This window comes from Nocardia sp. NPDC050712 (assembly GCF_040654295.1).
Taxonomy (GTDB): Bacteria; Actinomycetota; Actinomycetes; order Mycobacteriales; family Mycobacteriaceae; genus Nocardia.
On sequence record NZ_JBFAHT010000004.1, the window covers coordinates 58,551 to 81,557 of the forward strand.

General features: G+C 69.1%; 19 protein-coding genes. 3 read left to right on the forward strand and 16 right to left on the reverse strand.

Going from position 1 to position 23,007, the window contains the following annotated elements; translation table 11 throughout:
- Positions 1-113: 113 nt before the first annotated feature.
- Positions 114-1,616, reverse strand: coding sequence for an alpha/beta hydrolase (locus AB0H76_RS28400; RefSeq protein ID WP_357330042.1), 1,503 nt, complete (start codon positions 1,614-1,616; stop codon positions 114-116).
- Positions 1,617-1,775: 159 nt separating this feature from the next.
- Here AB0H76_RS28400 and AB0H76_RS28405 point away from each other — a divergent pair, with 159 nt between their 5' ends.
- The gene (locus AB0H76_RS28405) at positions 1,776-2,414 is read left to right on the forward strand and encodes a helix-turn-helix domain-containing protein (protein ID WP_357330044.1); all 639 of its coding nucleotides are present in this window, start codon (positions 1,776-1,778) and stop codon (positions 2,412-2,414) included.
- Between the two features lie 117 nt (positions 2,415-2,531).
- Positions 2,532-3,365, forward strand: a complete 834-nt coding sequence (locus AB0H76_RS28410; RefSeq protein ID WP_357330046.1) for a HEAT repeat domain-containing protein — start codon at positions 2,532-2,534, stop codon at positions 3,363-3,365.
- A gap of 9 nt (positions 3,366-3,374) precedes the next feature.
- Here the strand turns inward: AB0H76_RS28410 and AB0H76_RS28415 are convergent, their stop codons facing one another.
- The 3 genes from AB0H76_RS28415 to AB0H76_RS28425 all read right to left on the reverse strand — a co-directional run bounded on the left by AB0H76_RS28415 (position 3,375) and on the right by AB0H76_RS28425 (position 8,724).
- A complete protein-coding gene (locus tag AB0H76_RS28415; protein WP_357330048.1) occupies positions 3,375-6,647 on the reverse strand; it encodes an arabinosyltransferase domain-containing protein in 3,273 nt (1,090 codons plus the stop codon).
- Positions 6,648-6,753: 106 nt separating this feature from the next.
- Entirely contained in the window at positions 6,754-7,257 is a 504-nt protein-coding gene (locus tag AB0H76_RS28420) for a hypothetical protein (RefSeq protein ID WP_357330050.1), read from the reverse strand.
- A gap of 84 nt (positions 7,258-7,341) precedes the next feature.
- Positions 7,342-8,724, reverse strand: coding sequence for a DNA polymerase IV (locus tag AB0H76_RS28425; RefSeq protein ID WP_357330052.1), 1,383 nt, complete (start codon positions 8,722-8,724; stop codon positions 7,342-7,344).
- Positions 8,725-8,905: 181 nt separating this feature from the next.
- Here AB0H76_RS28425 and AB0H76_RS28430 point away from each other — a divergent pair, with 181 nt between their 5' ends.
- Positions 8,906-9,790 (forward strand): UTP--glucose-1-phosphate uridylyltransferase, encoded by an 885-nt coding sequence (locus tag AB0H76_RS28430; RefSeq protein ID WP_357330054.1) that lies wholly within the window; start codon positions 8,906-8,908, stop codon positions 9,788-9,790.
- On the opposite strand, the gene AB0H76_RS28435 is transcribed toward AB0H76_RS28430, so the two are convergent.
- The 12 genes from AB0H76_RS28435 to murC form a co-directional block, all read right to left on the reverse strand.
- On the reverse strand, positions 9,787-10,740 hold the full coding sequence (locus AB0H76_RS28435) for a hypothetical protein (RefSeq protein ID WP_357330056.1): 954 nt from the start codon (positions 10,738-10,740) through the stop codon (positions 9,787-9,789). The genes AB0H76_RS28430 and AB0H76_RS28435 overlap by 4 nt on opposite strands.
- A gap of 69 nt (positions 10,741-10,809) precedes the next feature.
- Entirely contained in the window at positions 10,810-11,265 is a 456-nt protein-coding gene (locus AB0H76_RS28440; protein ID WP_357330903.1) for an NlpC/P60 family protein, read from the reverse strand.
- 415 nt (positions 11,266-11,680) lie between these two features.
- Positions 11,681-14,812 carry an isoleucine--tRNA ligase gene (ileS, locus tag AB0H76_RS28445; protein WP_357330058.1) on the reverse strand — a complete coding sequence of 1,044 codons (3,132 nt, stop codon included), beginning with the start codon at positions 14,810-14,812 and terminating at the stop codon, positions 11,681-11,683.
- 328 nt (positions 14,813-15,140) lie between these two features.
- Complete coding sequence (locus tag AB0H76_RS28450; RefSeq protein ID WP_357330060.1) at positions 15,141-15,341, reverse strand: hypothetical protein; 201 nt, start codon at positions 15,339-15,341, stop codon at positions 15,141-15,143.
- An 86-nt stretch (positions 15,342-15,427) separates the two neighbouring features.
- The gene (locus tag AB0H76_RS28455; protein ID WP_357330062.1) at positions 15,428-16,279 is read right to left on the reverse strand and encodes a DivIVA domain-containing protein; all 852 of its coding nucleotides are present in this window, start codon (positions 16,277-16,279) and stop codon (positions 15,428-15,430) included.
- A 111-nt stretch (positions 16,280-16,390) separates the two neighbouring features.
- Positions 16,391-16,678, reverse strand: a complete 288-nt coding sequence (locus AB0H76_RS28460; RefSeq protein WP_209896955.1) for a YggT family protein — start codon at positions 16,676-16,678, stop codon at positions 16,391-16,393.
- A gap of 89 nt (positions 16,679-16,767) precedes the next feature.
- A complete protein-coding gene (locus AB0H76_RS28465; RefSeq protein WP_357330064.1) occupies positions 16,768-17,580 on the reverse strand; it encodes a cell division protein SepF in 813 nt (270 codons plus the stop codon).
- Positions 17,581-17,707: 127 nt separating this feature from the next.
- Positions 17,708-18,445: a YggS family pyridoxal phosphate-dependent enzyme gene (locus tag AB0H76_RS28470; RefSeq protein ID WP_357330904.1), complete on the reverse strand. Its 738-nt coding sequence runs from the start codon at positions 18,443-18,445 to the stop codon at positions 17,708-17,710.
- A gap of 14 nt (positions 18,446-18,459) precedes the next feature.
- On the reverse strand, positions 18,460-19,188 hold the full coding sequence (gene pgeF, locus AB0H76_RS28475) for a peptidoglycan editing factor PgeF (RefSeq protein ID WP_357330066.1): 729 nt from the start codon (positions 19,186-19,188) through the stop codon (positions 18,460-18,462).
- A 131-nt stretch (positions 19,189-19,319) separates the two neighbouring features.
- Positions 19,320-20,552, reverse strand: a complete 1,233-nt coding sequence (gene ftsZ / locus AB0H76_RS28480; protein ID WP_357330068.1) for a cell division protein FtsZ — start codon at positions 20,550-20,552, stop codon at positions 19,320-19,322.
- A gap of 284 nt (positions 20,553-20,836) precedes the next feature.
- Positions 20,837-21,523, reverse strand: a complete 687-nt coding sequence (locus AB0H76_RS28485) for an FtsQ-type POTRA domain-containing protein (protein WP_357330070.1) — start codon at positions 21,521-21,523, stop codon at positions 20,837-20,839.
- A gap of 4 nt (positions 21,524-21,527) precedes the next feature.
- A complete protein-coding gene (murC, locus tag AB0H76_RS28490; protein WP_357330905.1) occupies positions 21,528-22,967 on the reverse strand; it encodes a UDP-N-acetylmuramate--L-alanine ligase in 1,440 nt (479 codons plus the stop codon).
- Positions 22,968-23,007 lie beyond the last annotated feature (40 nt).

Genomic DNA, 23,007 nt, shown 5'->3' on the forward strand with positions numbered 1-23,007 from the left:
GCCCCGCCCCACCGCACTAGCTGACGAAAGATGATGCTAGTCACCGGAATCGGGCCTGCCGAGGCTGTCTTGTCACAGCGTTCGGGTGCCGAATTGGTGATCCGCAACGGGCGTCAGGCGGCCGGACAGGTGGTGTCGTCCGGCAGCTTCCCGTCGACCAGATAGCCGGTGACGGTGTCGCGCGCGCAGGGGTTGCCGCCGAGGATGTAGACACCGTGCCCGCCGGCGTCGACGCTCACCAATCGGGACCGCTCGCCGAACTTCTCGCGCAGCAACTCACCACCGCGCAACGGGGTGACCGGGTCGCGCTGGTTCTGCACGATCAGCACGTTCCGCGGTCCGTCGGCGCTGATCCGCACCGGCGGCTCGGCGGGACCGTGCTGCCAGTAGGCGCACGGATTGATGTTGGCCGACGCCGCGCCGTACAGCGGGTACCGGTCGCGATCCTCGGTCACGGCGCGGCGATAGGTGGCATCGTCGTGCGGCCATTCGACGTCGTTGCAGGTCACCGCCAGGAAGACCGACCACGTGTTGTCGTGCGGCGAGGCGGCCGACGGCTCGGCCGGCGGCGCGGGCTCGGGCGCGGCTTCCCCCGTGCCCTGCAACGACATCCAGGCGCGGGCCGCCTGGTCGTAGGAGCCGGGGCTGTACAGGGCCACGAAGGTGCTCAAGCGGAACACCGCCCCGTCGACGCCGGCGACGGGCGCCTTGTCGAGTTGGCCGGCGAGGGTGAGATACCGCTGACGCACCTCCTCGGGGGTGCGGCCCAGCCCGTAGACCTCGTGCCGTTCGGCGACCCACTTCGCGAAGTCCGGGAAGGCCAGCTCCATGCCCATGGCGTAGCGCCGCAGGCCGTCCCGATCGAGGTGGGTATCGCCGATATTGCTGTCCAGCACGATCCGATCGGTGCTGTCGGGGAACATCGCCGCGTACGCGGCGCCGAGGGCGGACCCGTAGGAGTAGCCCAGATAGCTGGCCTTCCGCTCGCCGAGCGCGGCCCGGATCTGGTCCAGGTCGCGGGCCATGTTCGCGGTGCTCAGCTGGGCGAGCCGCCCGTCACCGGCGCCGGCGGCACAGCGCTCGGCGACCTCCCGGGCGAGGGTCGCCTGCGTGGTCACCGTGGCGTCGTCGGGCGCGTAGGGCGGGATATTGCCGTAGTACTCCTGGTCGTTGGTGAATCGGCAGCTCACCGGAGCCGAGCGCCCGATGCCGCGGGTGTCCATGCCGATCAGGTCGTAGCTGTCCAGGACGCTGCTCGGCAGTCCCTTCGACACCAGCAGATTCGCCAGGGCCAACCCGGAACCGCCCGGGCCGCCGGGATGCAACAGCAGCACGCCGCGCCGCTGCTCGGGCTTGGTGCTGGCCAGCCTGGAGATCTCCACCTCGATTTGGGGGCCGTCCGGGTCGGCATAGTCCAACGGGACCTGCACGGTGCCGCACTGCAACTGCGGCGCGTCGGCCGCGACCTCGGCCGGGCAGGCCCCCCACCGCGGTGGCGGCGGCGCGGGCGGCGAATTCGATTCCGGCACGCGGGCTTCGGAGCATGCGGCCAGGGCCAGCAGCAGAGCCGAAGCCCCCGCCATGGCCACCGCACGGATCGGGCGTGACGTCGTCATCGGGAAACTCCTCGAGCACATCGGGGCACTAGCACACTGTGCTAGTCGATTCGTTCCCAAAGTAGCACAGTGTGCTAGTCGGCCATGACCCTGCGGCCGCAGCCTCTACAATCGCCATCGGCGACCGCCACGATCCGACGACCGAGTGAGGTGACCGCGATGTCAGCAACCGACAAGGCGCCGCTCGACTCCCGCGCGAAGGTCATCGTGGCCGCGTGCGAAATGCTCGGCGAGGACGCCGGCGCGCGACTGAGCGTCCGCGCGGTGGCCGCCCGGGCGGGGGTGAGCATGGGCTCACTGCGCCACCACTTCCCGACCCAGCGCGCGCTGCGCGCGACCGTGCTGGAAACGATCTACGCGGTCGTGACCTCCGACGATCAGGTCATCCACGATCGCTCGGTACCGGCCCGCGACCGGCTGGTCCAGTGCCTGCGCCTGACGCTGGCCCCCGGCGTCGGCGCACCGTCCCGCCAAGCGTGGCGCACCGTGTTCGAGGCCTTCATCGCGCGCGAACCCGACGAGCACGCGCGCGAGAACTACCTCGCTATGAGCGCGGAAGGTCAGCGGCGTCTCGAATACTGGCTGACCGTCCTCGCCGAGGAGGGCGCCCTGCCCGCCGACGACGTCGCGCGCTGCACCCGATTTCTCTCGACCGTGCTCAACGGGCTCGCGCTCGACCGCGCGCTGCCGGCCGAGGAGACCATCCTCCGGACCGAAACCGAGTCCCTCTACCTCGCGGTCGACGCGGTCTTGCGCGAAACCGTTGCGCCGCAGGGCAACCGCGCCGCGCGCGACTGATCCGGCTGGCGCACCGCGGCGTTCGAGCCGCTCGGCAACACGCCGCCGTGGTGGAGTTGAGGCTGGTGACGGGGGTCACGCGGGGAGAATGCTGCGCATGATACGGATGCGAAGGCTATGAACGACAAGGCCGGTAACGACCTCGCGGGCGTGGGCTCCGCGGAGTTGCTGGAACGCGCGCTCGTGGTCGGGGATCCGGAGGACGACCGGTGGTGGCGCACCGTCACCGAGCTACAGCACCGGACCGACCGAGACACCTTCGATGCCGTTGCGGCGCTGCTGGATTCCACCGATTCGACGACCCGACTACTCGCCGTCGACATCCTGAGCCAGTACGGCTACGCACACGAGAAACCCTTCCTGGAGGAAGCGCTGCCGCTGTTCGCGGCCGCGGCCCAGGACCCGGACCCGCGGGTGGTCGCCTCGGCGATCGGCGGATTCGGGCATCACTACGATCCGCGCGGCCTGCCCGCGGTGCTGCCGCACATCACCTCGCCCGAGCGCGGCATCCGCTTCTCCGCCGCCGTCGCGCTGGCCACGATCGCCGGGGACCCACCCGCGCCCGAGGCGGTCGACGCGCTGGTGCTGCTGAGCACCGATCCCGAAGACATGGTGCGGGATTGGGCGGTGTTCGGCCTCGGCACCCAGCTCGAGATCGACACTCCGGCGGTGCGGGACGCACTCGCCGCCCGCCTGGACGACCACGATCCGGAGACCGCCGCCGAGGCCGCCATGGGACTGGCCCGCCGCGGCGACGACCGCGCCGTGGCCGCGCTGCACACCATGCTGGCCCACGAACCGAGCACCCTCGCGCTCGAAGCCGCCACCGTGCTCGGCTCCCCCGAGTTCCGGCCGGCGCTGCGCGCCCTGCGCGACGACGCCGGGGCGGCGGAATCCTGGTACATCGCCACCCTCGACGACGCCATCGCCGCCTGCACCCCCGGCGGGTGAAACCCCGGACTACCAGGACACGTTGATGTGTCCCGGCGTCCAGGTGCCCCAGCGATCGACCTGATCCACCGTGACCCGGGCCCGGGTGGCGGTGGGATCGAGCGGAATGTACTGCTCGAGCGAACCCCAGTCCCCGGGGCGGTCCCAGTCGTGGTTCAGGTAGGTCGGCAGGGTGCGGGCGGTGAACAGCAGCTGGGTCCAGCCCAGCGGCCCGCCGCCCACGTGGTCCTGCCACATGTTGGTGATGGACGCGCCGGGGCGATCCGGCAGGATCCGGTACTCGGGGAGATCGGACACCCCGACCCGGGTGGGCAGGTGGTTCTGGCAGGGGAAGTTCATGCCGACGGCCCAGTCCAGCAGCACCGGTGTCCGCGAACCGAGCAGCGCGTTCAGGGTTTTCGTCTGCGGCACCCGGGGCGGGGTCAGGGCCAGCCACTGGTCCTTGCCGAGATCCTTGTCCTGGGCGACCAGCCGGACCACATCGGCGTCGGCGGGCAGCTGATCGAGCGGGACCCGCAGGTTGCGCCACAGCGGCGCCGGTCCGATGTCGATCGGCAGGATTCGCCCGCCCGCGGTGACGCCGCCGTCGGAACGTGTTGTGCCGTATTCGAGTTCGACCTGCTGCCCGGGATGTTCGACACCGTCGGCGTCGATCGAGCGGATGCGGCCGGCCACCGCGACGGCGATGATGTCACCGCGACTGCCACCGACCGCGCCGGGCAGCCGGAACCAGCCGGTCGTCAAGGCGGCCGGGGTCTGCGCGGCCTCGCGGTAGCTGCCGAGCACCGGGGTGGTGGCCGGGTCGAACCCGAAGGGCAGTGTCACGGTGGTGCCGCTGGCGGTATCCGATCCCGACTCCGCGGCTTTCGCGGCGTCCTGCAGGTCTTCGGGGTCGCTGGACACCGTATTCGCGCGGCCGGTCTCGGATTCGGTCTCGTCGGAGACGAGCACCGGCGCGACGCCGGTCGCGCTGAAGCCGGTGGCCTCGGTGCCGGCGAGTGCGGCCGCGGCGTCCCCGCTGAGGGGCGCGAGCATGGAGGCGGTCGGATTCGTCTCCACCAGTACGTCATCGGCGAGACCGCAGCCGCCCGCGAACGCGGCGGCCGCGTTGGACTTGCCGATGGAGTAGGCCGGGTATTGCGCCACCACGGCTTTGGCCATCGAGCCCACCTCGAACAGCACCATGAACGCGGCGACCAGCGCCAGCACCGGCGCCTCGGTGACCCGCCGGGCCCACGGGCGCAGCGTGGTGTGCGGGCGCACGTGCCACCAGCCCGCCACCGCGAGCAGCAGCACGGCGAGCCCGGCCGCCACCGTCGAGAAACCCTTGCCCGCGATCTCCGGCGCCTTGTCCCACCACGGGACACCCCAGGACGAGACATACCAGTACCCGTTGGCCGCCACGAAGGTGATGGCGAGGGTGAAGCTCACCGCCGCCGCGAACAGCGCGCGGTTGCGGACCGCCCGCAGCACCCGCGGGCCGACCGCCACCGCGGTCAGCGCGGCCACACAGGCCGCCAGGCCCGCGAAAACACCGAACTGGTGATTCCACTTGGTCGGCGAGAACATCATCAAAACCATGGCGGCGAAGGTGATCCCGACCAGGCGGCGGGTCGGCCCGACGGCGGTCCCGGGCAGGTGCCCGCCGCGCCGCAGCATGCTCACCACACACACGACCAGGCCGAGGATCAGCATGAACATGCCGAAGCGGCGGGTCAGCCAGCCGTCTCCGCTGGGCGTGATCAGATACTGGTAGCGCAGGTATTCGAAGAACCAGGATTCGCCCGGCTTGATCAGGCCGTGCACCCGCAGCATCTCCTGGACCGCGGCCAGGGTCCGGTCGGCGAACACCACGGTCAGCACCAGCAGGCCGGCCGCGCACAGCGGCAGCAGCAACGGCAGGTAGCCGACCGTCTTCGCCCGCCGCTCCACGATCCGCACCAGTCCACGCGCGCCCGCCGCCAGCGCGCCGAGACAGATCAGCCCGGACGGCGCGGCCGTCAAGGTGAACGCCGCGATGATGATGGCGAGCGCGGCCGGCAGCAGCCGGTGGGTGGCCAGCGCCCGTTCCACCGACACCCAGGTCAGCAGGACGCCGGTGGCGACCACGAACTCGGCGCGCAGGCCGTTGTTGTAGGGCAGCCAGAACGCCAGGAACATCAGCGCGCCGGTCCACACCGCGATCCGGTTGTGCCGCAACGCGACTCCCAGGCGCGGCAGCACCTCGCGGCTGATCACCCACCAGCAGATGACCGCGGCGGCCAGGGTCGGCAGCCGCACCCACGGGCTGACCGTGGACACCTGGGCCAGCCAGCTGATCACATCGGTGTAGGGCGTGTAGAACGGTCCCTCGTCGACGGAGAACCACCGGTAGTAGTTCGACATGTAGCCCGAGCTCTGCGCGCCCCGCGCCATGCCGAGGATGTAGCCGTCGTCGGAGGTGTTGGCGCCGATGAAATGCCACAGCAGCAACGTGGCGAACACGACCCAGTCGACCGGCCGCAACTGCCACCACCGGGTCGGCAGGAACCGGCGGGTACGGCGGCCGTCCAGTCCGTCGAGACGGTGCAGGGCCACCAGCGCGACCAGCGTCGCGAGCGCGCACAGCGCGATGACGGCGAGCTTGAGCGCCGTCGGGGAGGTGGAGAAGCGCGAGTCGACCGTGATGTCCACGCCCAAACCCGCCGGCGGCGCGCCCTTTACGTCGCTGAAGACGCCGACCACCTGGGGACGCAGATCCCGGCCCGCGAGGTCGCCGGAGCTGACCGGCCCGGCGCCGTTCACCGTCACCGCGTTCGTCCCCGCGCCGAGATCGACCGCGACCGAACAGTTCTGCCCGCGCACCGTCTCCAGCGGCGCCGACCACAGCAGCGTGTTCCGCGAGACGACATCGACCCGGCCGGCTCGCTCGGCGGCGTCGGGCACGACTTTCACGACGAACCCGTAGCGCTCCATGTCCGGCGATTGGCGCGGAATGGTCGACATGACGACCCCGCCGGTGTCGGCGAGCGCGGTCACCGCGGTACACGGGATCCGGGCCGACAAGCCGATCGGCGCGTAAGCGGTCAGCGGCGCTTGAATACCGGCGCTCGACCCAGCTTGCGGCCACGACAGGGTGGCGGCGTCCATCCGCACCGGCAGAAAGGGAATCGCGAGCGCGCACACCACGCCGATCAGGGCCGCGATCAACGCGACGGGACGAGCCCACCCCCGGTACTTCGGCGATCTCGCGGACTCGGACTCGTCGACGGACTGCCCCGCCCACACCATAGTGTCAGCCACGGAGCCTGATAGTAGCGGTGGCTGCCCAAAATGGTACTGCCGCAGGATTTCAGCGGCCCGCCGACGGTGCGCGGCCGGTGTCGAGCACCGGCCGCGACCAGGTCGATCAGGCCGTGCAGGCCACCGACTGGATGCTGGCCAGCTGCAGCATCGAGCAGGCCCAGGACTTCTGCACCTTCCACTTGCCGCCCTCGGCGACGAACGGCACGTCGGCGATGTTCTCCTGGCCGTTGATGGTGATCTTGGCCTTGGCGTTGATGGTGTCGCCGAACGCCGTCACCTCGGTGACCTCGGCCTTCGCGCCGGCCTGCTGGACGGCCTGGGACAGGCGGCTCGGCAGCTCCGGATCGGCCTCGGCGCCCTGGACCATCTCCAGCTTCTCGGCGTTGGGCACGTTCGGGTCGAGGGCCTTCTGCAGCTCAGCGTTCAGCTCCGCCACGGTCGGGATCGGCGGCACGTTCGCCGCGCTGGTCGCCGCCTGGGCACTGGTCGTGGAACTCTTCGGCGTCGAAGTGTCCTTCTTGTCATCGCTACCGCAGGCGGTCATGCTCAGTGCGGCGGCCAAGGCCAAGCCCGCGATCGCGATCCGTCCAGTCTTACGAAGCTTCAACTGCTCGTCCTTTGCGTTCGAGTAGGTTCCGTGGTTTCCCGCAGCAGCTTCCACCGGATCGGCGGCACTGCACGGTGCTTCAGATTAGTGCAGGCTGTCGAGCGGATCGGCACGGGACAGACCGATGTCGTCGGCGCTGAACGTACGCGCCGCACCCGGCCCTGTCGAACTCGTCTCGAAACGGATTGTGACCACTCCTAATCCGGCGCCCTGCACCCAGCCGTGCCCGAATTCCGGGTGCGTGACATCCATTCCGGGATACCACAGGGTTGCTCGGGGCTCCGGCGGAGCGTTTTCGGCGGCCGGGACGGGTGTATCGGGCGGCCACTCGGCGGTGGCGTCCTCGACCGGTTCCTGATCCAGCTCGGGGAACAGCGACTCCTGGCGCACCGTGGACAGGCCGCCGAAACCCACGCCCACCAACCGGATCGGGCCCAGCTCGACCGGGTCGATCGCGGAGCGCTGCGCGGCCGTGGTGAGCGTCGCCAGATCGGTGGTGGCGTAGGGCAGGGTGAACGAGCGCGTCACCACGCTCATATCGGATCGCTTCAATTTCAGCACCACGGTGCGCGCGGCCCGGCCGTCCTTTTCCAGCCGGCGGTGCGCGGAGGCGGCCATCACCTCGATGGCCGGCCGCAGCTGAGCGAGGGTGACGATGTTGGTCTCGTAGGTGTTCTCGGCGCTGATCTGTTTGGCCTCGGCGCGCTCGGCGACCGGGCGATCGTCGACGCCGCGGGCCAGCCGGTGCAGCGCCGCGCCCACACTGCCGCCGAGGATCGAGGCGGCCTCGGCCTCGGGCAGCGCGGCGAACGCGCCGACGGTCTCGATACCCAGCGAGCGCAGCCGGCTTTCGGCAACCGGGCCGATCCCCCACAGCTTGCGCACCGGCAGCGTGGCCAGCAGCCGCTGCTGCTCGGCGGGCGAAATCACCCGGATGCCATCCGGTTTCGCCAGCCCGGAAGCGATCTTCGCCAGCTGTTTGCCTGTGCCCGCGCCGACCGAGGCCACCAGACCGGTGCGCGCGTGCACCGCGGCCCGCAGTTCGGTAGCGAATTCGTGCACCCGCGCGACCGTGGCGCCCGCCAATTCCGCGGGCTCGCCGAAGGCCTCGTCGAACGAGAGCGTCTCCAGGACCGGGATCAGGCCGCGCAGCGCCTCGAACACGCGGCCGCTGACCTCCCCGTAGACGGCACCGCGCGGGGGCACGACGACCGCGGCCACCCCGACCAGCCGCCGGGCCTGATGCATCGGCATCGCCGAGCGCGCTCCGTAGACCCGGGCCTCATAACTCGCGCCGGCGACCACACCGCGCCCGCCGGTGCCGCCGACCAGGACCGGCCGGCCACGCAGGGTCGGGCGGGTCAATTGCTCGACGGATGCGAAGAAGGCATCCATGTCGATGTGCAGGACCCAGCGCCGGGCGGCGCGCGAGGCGTCCTCCGGTGGGTACGGCGGGCGCGCGTTCACCGCGACTGCCGCTGGTTCATGGTCCTCACGGCCAGGAATTTACGCCCCGCCACCGACACGTTCGACGAGGCGCGGCAGGCGCGTTGACTGCACGGTAGCTACCGCCCCCGCGGCCCGGTCCACCCGTCTTGACCTGCCCCGATCGGACTTGGCGCCCGAGCCGGTATGTGATGATCGGAGGATGAAGATCCGCAAGGCCGTCATCCCGGCCGCTGGTATCGGCTCCCGGTTACTCCCCCTCACCAAGGCCATCCCCAAAGAGATGCTGCCGGTCGGTGACAAGCCGGTCATCGAGCACACCGTGCGCGAACTCGTCGCGTCCGGCATCACCGACATCACCATCGTCGTCAGTGGCGGGAAGTCGTTGATCCAGGACCACTTCCGCCCGAACCCGGCCCTGGTCGCGCAGCTGCGCTCGGACGGCAAGGACGCCTACGCCGACGCCGTCGCGGAGGTGGGCGAACTGTCGCGGCTCGGCCACATCACCTACCTCGACCAGCACGGCCCCTACGGCAACGGGACACCCGTGCTGAACGCGGCCCGCAACGCCGGCGACGAGCCGATGCTGGTGCTGTGGCCCGACGACGTGTTCGTCGCCGAGGTGCCGCGCGCGCAGCAGCTGGTCGACGCCTACGAGGCCACCGGCGCGCCGGTGCTGGCGCTGATGCCGATGGACCCGTCCGAATCACACCGCTACGGGGTGCCCGTGGTCGCCGACGATCAGGGCAACGGCCTGATGCGGATCACCGGGCTGCGGGAGAAGCCCAAGCCGGTGGACGCGCCCTCCAACTTCGCCGCGATCGGCGGCTACGTCGTGACCCCCGGCATCATCGAGGAACTGCAACGCCAGTCCGACGCCTGGTACGACCATCGCAGCGGCGAGGTCTACCTCACCGACGCGATCAACATCTTCGCCGCCGAACACCCGGTGTACGGCCAGGTGATCCAGGGCCGCTGGTACGACACCGGCAACCCCGCCGACTACCTCGTGGCCCAATTCGCCTCGGCCCTGGCCCATCCCGACTACGGCCCGCTGCTGCGCGGGCTGGTCACCGAGCAGCGCTAGCCGAGCGCGACGACGGCGACCTTGTTGTCGACCATCGCGGGCACGAGCAGGTTCTTCCCGCTGCCGTCGACGGTGAAATCGGCGGGGCCGATCAGGTTCTCCGGGAACTTCACCGCACCTGCCTCGGTGCCGTCCGGACGGTAGATCTTGATGGTGCCGGGCGCCGGGGTGGCCAGGCCGACCCAATCCGACACCGCGAGATTGCCGTCCGGCAGCAGGGCCAGCCCGTCGAGCAGGCCGTGCACGGCGCCGACCTTCTTGGGCTGGGCCGGCGCCCGGGTCAGATCGAGGACGAACAGGTCACCGCCCTGGAAATCGGCGCCGATACCGGCGACATAGGCGGTCTTGCCGGAACTGTCGGCGACGATGCCGTTCGCGCCGGGCACCGCGGTGCTCAGCGTGGCGAACCGCTTGGATTCCAGGTCGAGTTTGTAGACCGAGCCGCGCAGCGAGTCGGTGACCAGCAGGGTCTTGGCGTCCAGCACGGCGATGTCGTTGAGCAGCGTCGGCGCCTCGCCCTCCACCTTCGCCTCGAAGACCTGCCCCAGCGAATCCACGTCGTAGCCGACGATGCGATCGATGTCGGCGACGAAGACCTTGTTGTCGCTGTAGGCCATGCCCTTCGGGGCGTTCAGCGGCGCGTCGCCCGAACGCGGGATGGCCTTCTGCGCGGTGACCTTGCCGGCCCTGTCGAGCTTGGTCAGGAAGCCGTCGCCGTCCTCGGCCGTGGGATCCTGCGCCGCACCGACATTGGAGACGAACCAGCTGTCCCCGGCGACGAGCACGCTCTCCGGATGCGAAAAGCCTTGCAGCACACCCGGCGCCGCACCCTGATCGTGACCGGCGTGCTCGTCGCCGCCACTACATCCGGTCGCCGTCGCGGCCAGCAGTACCGCCGCACCGATGCCGATCCCGAAGCGCCGCAGCCCGCGAATTACCATGTCGTCCATCCGTTCCCACCAGCAGCCCACGCTGCCTCGATCGTGGAAACCTAACCGATCCGCGGGGATCCGGCGATCTCAGAAGAAACGGCGGATGGCGAAGATGTTGAATTCGCGCAGCGGGGTCAGCCCGACGGGGACGCCCCAGTCGTAGGCGTTGAGGACCTGGCCCATGCCCGCGTAGATGCCCACGTGCGAGCCGTCCCGGTTGAGGACGACCACATCGCCGGGCGCGAGACCGATGAACGACACCGGGATGCCCACGCGGGCCTGCTCCCAGGTGGTGCGCGGCAGTTTGATGCCGACCTGCCGGTAGGCCCACTGCACCAGACCCGAGCAGTCCCAGGCGTGCGGGCCGTTGCCGCCCCACTGGTAGGGCTTGCCGACCTGAGAGGTGGCGATCGCGAGCGCGGCCAGCGCCCGCGGGCTGGAGATGGGGACCGGCAGTTCGAACTGGGCCGACCCGGTGCTGCTGCCGACCTCGTTGAGGGTCTCGGCCAGATTCATCCCGGTGGTGGCGAGGAACTCGGCCATCCGAACGGTCTGCTCCAGATAGGTCATCTCGGGGCTGTCCGCGGTGTTGCCCAGCGCGGCAGACCCCGGAGCGGCGGCGGCCGGACTCGGCGCCAGCAGGGTCGCGCAGACCGCGGGCGCGGCGAGCAGCAAGCCCAGAGCGGCCCTGATCCTCGGTCTCTTCGGTCTCTTGTGCACGGCGCGCCTCCTCAGCTAAGGCAACCACAGAAGTCCAGGTAGAACAGTCATCATCCGTAATCACAGGAACAACAGGATTACCCCGCGCCCCAGTGACAACATCGAATTCTGCGCTGGATCGCGCCGCCGGACAAGTTCCTAGCTAATTTTCAGCATTGCATCTCGATCACAGTCCGATACGCAAAAACAGCCGGGGCCGGCTCCCGATACTGGGAGCCGGCCCCGGCCGTGCCGTTGCTCAGGCCTTGGCGAGTGCGACCTTGACCCCGCCGACGATCTCGGCGGCGGCGGCGCCCGCGTCACCGAAAGTCAGCGCGGTGGCCAGGATTTCGCCCGCGATCAGATCGCGGTGCGTCTGCGCCCAGCCGAGTCGCTCGGCCGGCACGTCCAGCACCACGGTGATCCGGTCCGAGACGTCCAGGCCCGCCGACTTGCGGGTCTCCTGCAGGTCACGGATGAGGTCGCGAGCCCAGCCCTCGGCCTCCAACTCCTCGGTCACCACCGAATCGAGCACCACCAGACCGGCATTGCCGGGCAGCGCGACGGTCGACTCCGGCTCGGCGGCCACCAGGCGCTGGGTGTACTCCTCCGGCAGCAGCGCGATGCCGGCGGCGGTCACGACGCCCTCGGCGCTCTCCGACCAGTCACCGGCCTTGACCGCCTTGATCACCGTCTGCACGTCCTTGCCCAGGCGCGGACCCGCGGCGCGCGCGTTCACGACCAGCTCGAAGCGGCCGTGCACGGCGACGTCGGTGGTCAGATCCACCTTCTTGACGTTCACCTCGTCGGCGATGATGTCGGCGTAGGGCCGCATCCGCTCGGCGTCGGCGGCCGCGATGGTGACCTCGGCCAGCGGCAGGCGCACCCGCAGGTTCTGCGCCTTGCGCAGGCTCAGCACCGTCGAGCAGACCGTACGGACCTCGTCCATCGCGGCGACCAGATCCGGATCCTGCGGCAGCTCGCCCTCCTTGGGCCAATCGGCCAGGTGCACCGACCGCTCGCCGGTGAGCCCACGCCAGATCACCTCGGCGACCAGCGGCAGCAGCGGCGCGGCCAGCCGGGTGACCACCTCGAGCACGGTGTGCAGGGTGTCCACGGCATCGCGATCCTCGGACCAGAAGCGCGAACGCGACCGGCGCACATACCAATTGGTGAGCGCGTCGGCGAACTGGCGCAGTTCCTCGCAGGCGCCGGCGATGTCGTAGGTCTCCAGCGCCCGGGTCATCACGTCCCGCGTCGCCGCCAGCTTGGCCAGGATGTACCGGTCCAGCACGTGCGGCGAATCCGTGCGCCACACACCGGATTCCGAGGCGTAGAGCTGCAGGAAGGTCCACGCGTTCCAGAGCGGGCGCAGCGCGTGGCCGATCCCCTCGCGGATACCGCGCTCGGTGACGATGAGGTTGCCGCCCCGCAGGATCGGCGAGCTCATCAGGAACCAGCGCATCGCGTCGGAGCCGTCCCGGTTGAAAACCTCGTTCACGTCCGGGTAGTTGCCCTTGGACTTGGACATCTTCAAGCCGTCCTCGCCCAGCACGATGCCGTGCGCGGCGACGTTCTTGAACGCCGGGCTGTCGAAGAGCGCGGTGGACAGCACGTGCAGGGTGTAGAACCAGCCGCGGGTCTGCCCGTTGTACTCGACGATGAAATCGCCCGGGAAGTGCGAGTCGAACCACTCCTTGTTCTCGAACGGGTAGTGCACCTGCGCGTAGGGCATGGAGCCCGACTCGAACCAGCAGTCGAGCACCTCGGGCACCCGGCGCATCATCGACTTCCCGGTCGGGTCATCGGGATTCGGCCGCACCAGGTCGTCGATCATCGGACGGTGCAGATCGTCGGGGCGCACGCCGAAGTCGCGCTCCAGCTCGTCCAGCGAGCCGTACACGTCCAGGCGCGGGTAGGCCGGGTCGTCGGACACCCAGGCCGGGATCGGGCTGCCCCAGTAGCGATTACGGCTGATGTTCCAGTCCCGCGCGCCCTCCAGCCACTTGCCGAACTGGCCGTCGCGGATGTGCTCGGGCACCCAGGTGATCTGCTTGTTCAGCTCCACCATGCGATCGCGGAACTTGGTCACCGCGACGAACCAGGACGGCACCGCCATGTAGATCAGCGGCTGGCCGGAACGCCAGCTGTGCGGGTAGGAGTGCTCGATCGTCTCGTGCCGCAACAGCTTTCCGGCGGCCTTGAGATCCTTGATGATCACCGGGTTGGCGTCGAAGACCATCAGGCCCTCGTACGGAGGCACCATCGAGGTGAACTTGCCGCCCGGGTCCAGCGGCTGCACGATCTCGATGCCGTTGGCGGTGGCGACATCCATGTCCTCCTCACCGAAAGCCGGTGCGAGGTGCACGATCCCGGTGCCGGAGTCGGTGGTGACGTAGTCGGCCGCGAGCACGCGGTGCGAATTCGGGTGTCCCACGAAGAAATCGAAGGGCGGCCGGTAGCTCAGGTCGACCAGCGCCGCGCCCAGGTGCTCGGACAGCACCTCGGGCTCCTCGCCGAACTCCCGCGTGTAGTGCGAGACCCGCTCCGCGGCCAGCACATAGCGCTTGCCGTCGGCGGCGCGCAGATGCACGTACCGCACCTCGGGGTGCACCGCGACCGCGAGGTTGGACGGCAGCGTCCACGGCGTGGTGGTCCAGATCAGCGCGTTCGCGCCGTCCAGCTCGTGCAGCGGGTGCTCGGCCGGCACGCCCAGCACCATGTCGACGGTGACCGCCGGATCCTGGCGCATCTTGTAGGCGTCGTCGAGGCGGGTCTCCTGATTCGACAGCGGGGTCTGCTCGTACCAGCTGTAGGGCAGCACCCGAAAGCCCTGATAGATCAGGCCCTTGTCGTAGAGCGACTTGAACGCCCACATCACCGACTCCATGAAGTCGAGATCGAGGGTCTTGTAGTCGTTGTCGAAGTCGACCCAGCGCGCCTGACGCGTCACGTAGTCGCGCCATTCACCGGTATACCGCAGCACCGAGGATTTGCAGGCGGCGTTGAATTCCGCCAGACCCATCTCATCGATCTGTGATTTGTCCGTGATACCGAGCTGCTTTTCCGCTTCGATTTCCGCGGGCAATCCGTGGCAGTCCCAGCCGAATCGGCGATCGACCCGGTTCCCGCGCATCGTCTGAAACCTCGGGATGAGGTCTTTCACATATCCGGTGAGCAGATGACCGTAATGTGGCAGACCGTTGGCAAACGGCGGCCCGTCGTAGAAGACGAACTCGCCCGCGCCCGCGCGGTTCTCGATGCTGGCCTGGAAGTTGTCGTCGGCGGCCCAGGCATCCAGGACCTTGCGCTCCAGGTCGGGGAAGGATCCACCGCTGCCGGCGCCGAGATCGACGCGCGGGTACGCAGGCTTACCAGTGCTGTCCGCCATCGCGGATTCGTCTCCTCGTGCCACCGCGCCGGTAGGCGCGTATCTGTTGGGCACGGGGACGATGCCGGCGCCGGTGCGCCGAGACCGCGGTACCACCCCGTTTGACCGGCGAACCGGTCCTCTCGTTGCGAGCTGTGACGGGCTCACCCGTTCGGTTCTAATAGGCGCGGGTCGGCGCCGTTCTTCCGAAGGCTCCCCGGTGATGGCCGGATCGACGCCGTGTGTCCTTCGATTCTAACCAGTGCTGTCCACCAGGTTTCCGCAGACCTGAGCCCGGGTACAAGCAAGTAGCTCTAGATCAACGAAGGTGTCAGGTGTTCGCAGGTTCTCATCGTTTCGCGTGCCGCCCGGGTGGTGGCGCCGCCTCACCGTCCGGCTTACGCATCGACAGTGCGCTGACCAGCAGTAGTACAGCGCCGAGCACGCACACGAGGATGCAGCCCCAGGCCCACAGCACCGACCCGGTGGTCAGTGCCGTGACGAGTAGGGCGAACCCGATCGCGGCGAGAACAAGCGTCAAGACCAGCACAGTGGCCCCCTAGGCATGCCAGGCGGTTCGATGATGCGGCGCACGGCGCGCAGCAACTCCGTACTACTCGAACTTCCGGGCCAGGACTACTTGGCGCCCTTGGCGAACGAGGCGGGCGCGAGGCTGTTCCCGGCGCCGGCATCGGCGAAGGCTTCGCCACCGTCCACCGGAACCGCCGACCCACGGTTCTCCAATTCCTCGAGCTGCGACTCCAGGTACGACTTCAGCCGCACGCGGTACTCGCGCTCGAAGGTCTTCAGCTGCTCGATCCGGCTCTCCAGCACACTGCGCTGCTGGGTGATGGTGGCCATGATCTCGGTGTGCTTGCGCTCGGCGTCGGCCTGCAGGGCGTCGGCCTTCTCCTTGGCCTGGCGCAGCTGGTTGTCCGAGCGGTTCTGCGCGTCGGACAGCATGGCCTCGGACTTCTGGCGGGCATCGCCGATCATCGCCTCGGACCGGGTTCTGGCATCGCCGACCAAGCGCTCAGAGTTGGCGCGCGCGTTCGAGAGCAAATTCTCGGCTTCGACCTTGGCATCGCTGGTCAGCCGGTCCGCCATCTCCTGGGCGAGGCTGAGGACCTTGGCGGCCTGCAGATTGGCATCGGCGCCGGGTGCTTCCTTCGGCGGGGCCGCGACCGGCATCGGCGGCGGGGCCTGCTGCACCGGGGGCTTGATCGGTTCCGGCGGCGGCGGGGGCGCCTGCTGCACCGGGGCCTTCACCGCGACAGGCGCGGCGGGGCGGCTCTTCTTGGCATCGGCCAGTTCGGCATCGAGCTCGGCAACCCGCTGGCGCAGGTCGGCGTTCTCCTCGATCAGACGTGAAAGTTCCTGCTCCACAAGATCAAGGAAGGCATCGACTTCATCCTCGTTGTAGCCGCGCTTCCCGATCGGCGGTTTGCTGAACGCGACGTTGTGCACATCGGCTGGAGTCAGCGGCATGGAAGGATCCCTTCACGCGTCTTTTGGAGATGTAGCAGATCTAGCAAGGTATCTCGGCCCATTCTGTCACACCGGAGCTACCGGTTGGCTGTGCCTGCGAACGATTGGTCGTCACGACACGCGCGCTTCCGCGAACGACATCGCGATGAAGACCGCGAACAGCAGGACCATAATCGACAGATCGAGTCGAATTCCTCCCAATGACACCGTGGGTATCAAACGCCTCAGCAGTTTCACCGGCGGGTCGGTGATCGTGAAGATCACCTCCAGGAGGACGACAACGACACCGGTCGGTCGCCAGTCACGGGCAAAGCTACGGATGAACTCGACAATCACCCGGCTGATCAACAACAGCCAGAAGATGAACAGCACGAGGTACAACACCGCGAACAAGGCCACGACCTCACTCTGCCGCAAAATCCGCGCCGCGCAAAATGACCACACCGCCCCCGGCGCAACGGATCTGCTGAAACCCCCTGATCACAACCCTATTTCTGGGTGTAGAAGCCGGTTTCGGCGATCCGGCGCCGCTCCTCGGCCGTGACGTCGACATCGGCCGGGGAGAGCAGGAACACCTTGGTGGCCACCTTGTCGAACGAGCCCCGCAGCGCGAAGGCGAGTCCGGCGGCGAAATCCACCAGGCGCTTGGCGTCGGCGTTGCTCAGATCGACCAGATCCATGATGACCGGGTTACCTTCGCGGAACCGTTCACCGATGATGCGGGCCTCGGAGTAATCGCGCGGGCGCAGTGTCGTGATCTTGGACAAGGGACCTCCGTCCTCGAAGATCCCGGGCCGGCGCGCGGGGGCCGGTTCGGGGCGCACTCGCTCCTCCAGCCGGCGCTCCTCGGCGTCGGGATCGACAGCGAGCGCACCGCGGGTCGCTCCGCGCATCATCGGCGCGCCGCCACCAGCGGTGAAGCGGCGGCCCGACGACGGGGCCGACTCGATCCGGGTGGGGCGCCGCGGCGCCTCGTACCGATCCTCGCCATAGGGCTCGTCGGCGTAATCGTCGCGGCGGGCGACCGGGTATCCGGCCTTGTACGGCTTGTAGACAGGCGCGGGCTCGGCGTAATCCGCCTCGTCCTCGAAACGCTCGGGGCCGTAGGAATCCTCGGCGTACCGGTCGGCGGGGTAGCCGCCGCCCGAGTAGGGCCCCCGACCACGCGCACCCCTCGACTCGCTCGCACCGCGCGGGGCGGGTGCGGCGGTTCCCCGGAGATCGTCGGCGACGTAGTCGTCTTCGTAATCCTCGAGCGGAACCATGCCGAAGTACGCCTTGAACTTGTGCAGTGTACTCATTACCGCACCTCGTGTTCGCTCATGTGGTCGACCTTCCTTCGGCCCCGGTGGCGGCCGGGTATTGAAGTTTTTCAGCCCTCTTCCGTCCCAAGCATATGTGTCGAATGTGACTGATGAGGTTTCTTTGCTACGCCGAGGTTATCGGTCGGGTGCCCATCAAGGCGGTACCGACACGCACGCAAGTCGAACCGTGTTCGACGGCTTCCTCCAAATCCGAGGACATTCCGGCAGAAAGTTCGGTCGCATCGGGGTGTCGTGCGGCCACCATGGTGTGCAAGGTCGCAAGTCGTGCAAAGGCGCTATCGGTGTCGGCATGCAACGGTGGAATGGCCATCAGGCCCCCCAGCTGCAACGCCTCCGAGGCGGCGATCCGGTCGGCCAGGGCATCGAGTTCGGCCGGTGCGATGCCGCCGCGATCGGGGTCTTCGTCCAGGCTGACCTGCAGAAGTATCCGCAGCGGCGTGTCCCGCTCCCCCGCCGCCAGCGCGTCGGCCGCGGCCTTGTCAAGTGCCATTGCCAGTCGTTCGCTGTCCACCGAGTGCACGGTGTGGGCCCAGCGCGCGACCACCCGGGCCTTGTTGCGCTGCAAGCGTCCGATCATGTGCCACTGCACGTCGCTGAGGTCTCGCTCACCCAGCAGCTCCGGCAGGGCGGCGACTTTCGCCGTCGCCTCCTGCTCGCGGGACTCGCCGAACTCGCGTCGGCCCAGCTCATAGAGGATTTCCACGTCCGAGACCGGGAAGAACTTGGTCACCGGCAGCAAGCGCACCGATTCCGGCGCGCGGCCGGCGGCCCGGCACGCCGCGTCGATCCGCGCCGTCAGAGCGGCCAGATTCGCCGCGAGTTCGGCGGTGCGGGCCTCGATTCGGGTCCCGGTGTTCACGCGCCGGCCTGCATCCAGATCACCCCGGCGAGGCGGCCGGTCGGCGCGCCCCGGCGGTGGCTGAACAGGGTCTTGTCCTCGATCGTGCAGCGCGGATCGACCGCGACCGCGCCGATCCCGGCCTCGGTGAGCTGGCGGCGCAGGCCCGCGCGCAGATCCAGCGACGGCGTGCCGCGCACGGTGGTCGCGGCGCTGCCGGGCAGGTGCTTCTCCACATCCGCGCGCATGGCCGCGGGCACCTCGTACTGCCGGCCGGAGGCGGCCGGGCCGAGGAACGCGCCGATCCGGTCGACGCGCGCGCCGACCGACACCATCGCCTCGAGCACCTTGGGCACGATGCCGATCCGGGCGCCGATCCGCCCGGCGTGCACCGCCGCGATCACGCCGGCCTCGTCATCGGAGAGCAGGATGGGCACGCAGTCGGCGCTGAGGGTGACCAGCGCGAGATTCGGCACGGTGGTGACCAGGGCATCGGTGGCCGGCACCGCCTCGGCCCGGGGCCCGTCCACGATCTCGACATTGCGGCCGTGGATCTGCTCCATCCAGACCAGCCGATCGGGAGTGAGGCCGATACCCTCCGCCAGCCGCTCCCGATTGCGGCGCACCGCCGACGGCTCGTCACCGACGTGGTCACCCAGATTGAACGTGTCGTACGGAGGCGCCGAAAAGCCACCGGTCCTGGTCGTGGTTACCCGTCGGACAGTCAGAGTCGGCGCAGCAGTCATACCGCCGAGCGTAGTAGCCACCCCCGGACCACGGCGAATGCCGCGCGCCCCCCGAGACCCGGCTCACCCCGCAACGCAAAACAGCGGACCACCCAAGGTTTTGGATGATCCGCTGTGCAGCCTGGTGCGGTTTACCGCCGCATGAAGGAAGGAACGTCGACGTCGTCGTCATCGTCGTCCGGCGCCTGGATGTGCGTGCGTTGGTTGTGCGTGACCGTCGGCTCGGCTAACCGGGCACGTTCGCTTTCCACGTAGCTCGGGACCGTGCCGCGCGCCGGGGCCGCGGGCGGGGTCGCCACCGGCGGTTCGGTACGGGCGGTGACGGCGGGCTCGCTGCTGGTGCGGGCACCGCCGATCTCGCCCGCGCGGGCGGAACCGATAGCCGTGCGAGTGGTTTCGTAGCTGCGCCGGGCCGGGCCGCCGCCGTCGAAACCGGCGGCGATGACCGTGACGCGCACCTCGTCGCCGAGGGAATCGTCGATCACCGTGCCGAAGATGATGTTGGCCTCGATGTGCGCGGCCTCCTGTACCAGCGACGCGGCCTCGTTGATCTCGAACAGGCCGAGGTCGGAACCGCCGGCGATCGAGAGCAGCACGCCGTGCGCACCGTCCATGGAGGCTTCCAGCAGCGGCGAGTTGATCGCCGACTCGGCGGCCTTCACCGAACGGCCCTCGCCACGGGCGGAACCGATGCCCATCAGCGCGCTACCGGCGCCGGACATCACCGACTTCACGTCCGCGAAGTCGACGTTGATCAGGCCCGGGGTGGTGATCAGATCGGTGATGCCCTGGACGCCGTTGAGCAGCACCTCGTCGGCGGAACGGAACGCGTCCATCAGGCTCACCGCCGCGTCGCCCAGCTGGAGCAGCCGGTCGTTCGGGATGACGATGAGCGTGTCGCAGGACTCGCGCAGCAGGTTGATGCCGACCTCGGCCTGGTTGCCGCGGCGCTTGCCCTCGAACGAGAACGGGCGGGTGACGACACCGATGGTCAGCGCGCCCAGCTTGCGGGCGATGCTGGCCACCACGGGCGCGCCACCGGTACCGGTGCCACCGCCCTCACCGGCGGTCACGAAGACCATGTCGGCGCCCTTGAGCACCTCTTCGATCTCGTCCTTGTGGTCTTCGGCGGCCTTGCGGCCTACCTCGGGGTCGGCACCGGCGCCTAGGCCACGGGTGAGTTCCCGACCGACGTCGAGCTTGACGTCGGCGTCACTCATCAGCAGCGCTTGCGCGTCGGTATTGACCGCGATGAACTCGACTCCCTTGAGTCCCTGTTCGATCATCCGGTTGACGGCATTCACGCCGCCGCCGCCGATACCGACGACCTTGATCACAGCAAGGTAGTTGTGCGGGGGCGTCATGGGCTCTCGCCTTCCTTCGATCTAAAGCCGTCGTGTTCGGACGGGCAAACCCTAAACCTCAACCATAGGGTTGGCGTTATGTCAAGTATCCGACTGCTGCGGAACGCTATTCGCAGCCGCCGCGATACGCCCGCAGGCGCGCCGAGATGAGTACCAGAATCTTGCCTTATCCCGGTCGCCTCGTCGCACACCACGTCTTATCGTGGACGGTTGCCCCCTGAACCCGATCTTGGTGAGCTGTCGAGATTCGACTTCCAAAAACCGCTGGGCGCAATAGGTGTCGCTCACTTTACCGTGACCAGATTAGGACTCGAAACGTCGAACACAGTGCCCTCACGGGTCAGCAGTGGCAAAACGACCTGCGCCTTACGTTCGGCGTCGTTCGTCCCGCCCCACACTACCGTGCGTCCGTCGGTGAGTTGCAGCGAGATATCCGAAATCGTCCGTGCCACAACCTCGCCCACCTGCGCCACCAGGGCGGGAGGCAGAATCCGCAGGACAGCGACCGCCGCGGCGGTCGCCGGGTCGGCGCCGCCGGGGCGGTCGGTGAGCAGTTTGGGCACCCCGATCGGGGTAGGTTCGACGGCGAATTCGATCCCGTCGCCGTCCACCAGGTGCGCGCCGTCGGGTCCGTCGAAGTACAGCACCGGCGCCCGCTCGGTCACCGTCACCCGGATGGTGGACGGGTACATGCGCTGCACCCGCGCGGTGTGCACCTTCGGGATACCGGCCACCCGCCGCGCCATGGCGGTGGTGTCCATACGCAGCATCGAGGTACCCGCCGGAATCTGGAGTTGCTCGCGCACCGCCGCTTCGGGCACCGCGGTCAAACCTTCGACCTGGACGGTGCGCACCGACAGCACGGGCGTGAACCAGGCCAGCACCATGACAACGGTAAGGACGCAGACCCCCAGCAAACTGAACAACCAGAGCCGGCGATCCTGCCGCCACCGCGAACGGCCGGATTCCACGCGGTCACCGCCCGTACGGCGGACGCGCGCGCAAACCGTCGAGAATCTGGCTGCCGAGCATCGTCACGTCGCCGGCGCCCATGGTGATCACCACGTCGCCGGGCAGCGCGAGCCCGGCTGCTTGGCGGCCCACCCGGGAGATATCGGGTTGGTAGTGCACCGGTTTGGTCACCGCCTGGGCCACCAGCGCGCCGTTCACCCCCGGCAGCGGCTTCTCGCGCGCGCCGAAGACATCGAGCACGACCACCTCGTCGGCCAGGCTCAGCGCGGCGCCGAACTCGGTCGCGAAGGTCGCGGTGCGGCTGTAGAGATGCGGCTGGAAGACCACGATGACCCGGCCCTGCCGGGAGCGGGCGCCGTCGCGGGCCTCCTGCTGCACCAGCTCGGCGGCGGCGCCGAGCACCGCGCGCACCTCGGTCGGATGGTGGGCGTAGTCGTCGAAGACCCGCACGCCGTTCTCCCGGCCCACGAACTGGAACCGCCGGTGCACGCCGCCGAAACCCTCCAGACCCTGGACGATCTCGTCGATATCGGCGCCGGAGGCGCGCGCGGCCAGCAGCGCGGCCAGCGCGTTCATCGCCATGTGCCGCCCCGGCACCGACAGGCGCAGGGTGCGCGGCGCGGACTCGTCGGCCAGCTGGAACTGGGCGACGCCGCCGACATCGCGGGGCTCCCAGTGATGCAGGCGCACGCCGACCGGGATCGGCGCGTCCTCCAGTTCGCCGGAGCCGTAACCCAGGACCCGCACGCCGCGCGCGGCCAGCTTGTCGCCGACCCGCTCGGCCAGTGCGCGGGAACCGGGATCGTCCAGGCACACCACCAGCAGGCCGCCCTCGACGATCCGGTCCGAGAAGTCGTCGAACACCTGGGCGTAGGCCTCGGGGGTGCCGAAGAAATCCAGGTGATCGGCCTCGATGTTGGTCACCACCGCGATATCCGGGGTGTACTGCAACAGCGAGCCGTCGCTCTCGTCGGCCTCGGCCACGAAGCTGTCGCCGGTGCCGTGGTGGGCGTTGGTGCCCGCCTCGTTGAGTTCGCCGCCGACCGCGAAGGACGGGTCGAACCCGCAGTGCTGCAACGCGACGATGAGCATCGAGGTGGTCGAGGTCTTGCCGTGCGTGCCCGACACCAGCAGCGTGCGATGGCCCTGCATGAGCGAGGCCAGCACCGCCGGGCGCAGGAGCACCGGGATCTCGCGCCGGTTCGCCTCCACCAGTTCCGGATTGGTCTTGGGGATGGCCGCGTAGGTCGTGACCACCACGGTCGGGCCGCCGGGCAGCAGGTCCAGGGCGCTGGCATCATGGCCGATGCGCACCTGCGCGCCGCGGGCCCGCAGCGCGAGCACGCCCCGGCTCTCCTTGGCGTCCGAGCCGGAGACCTCGCCGCCGCGGGACAGCAGGATCCGGGCGATGCCGGACATGCCCGCGCCGCCGATGCCGACCATGTGCACCCGCTGCAGGTCCGGCGGCAGTGCCGAATTGCGG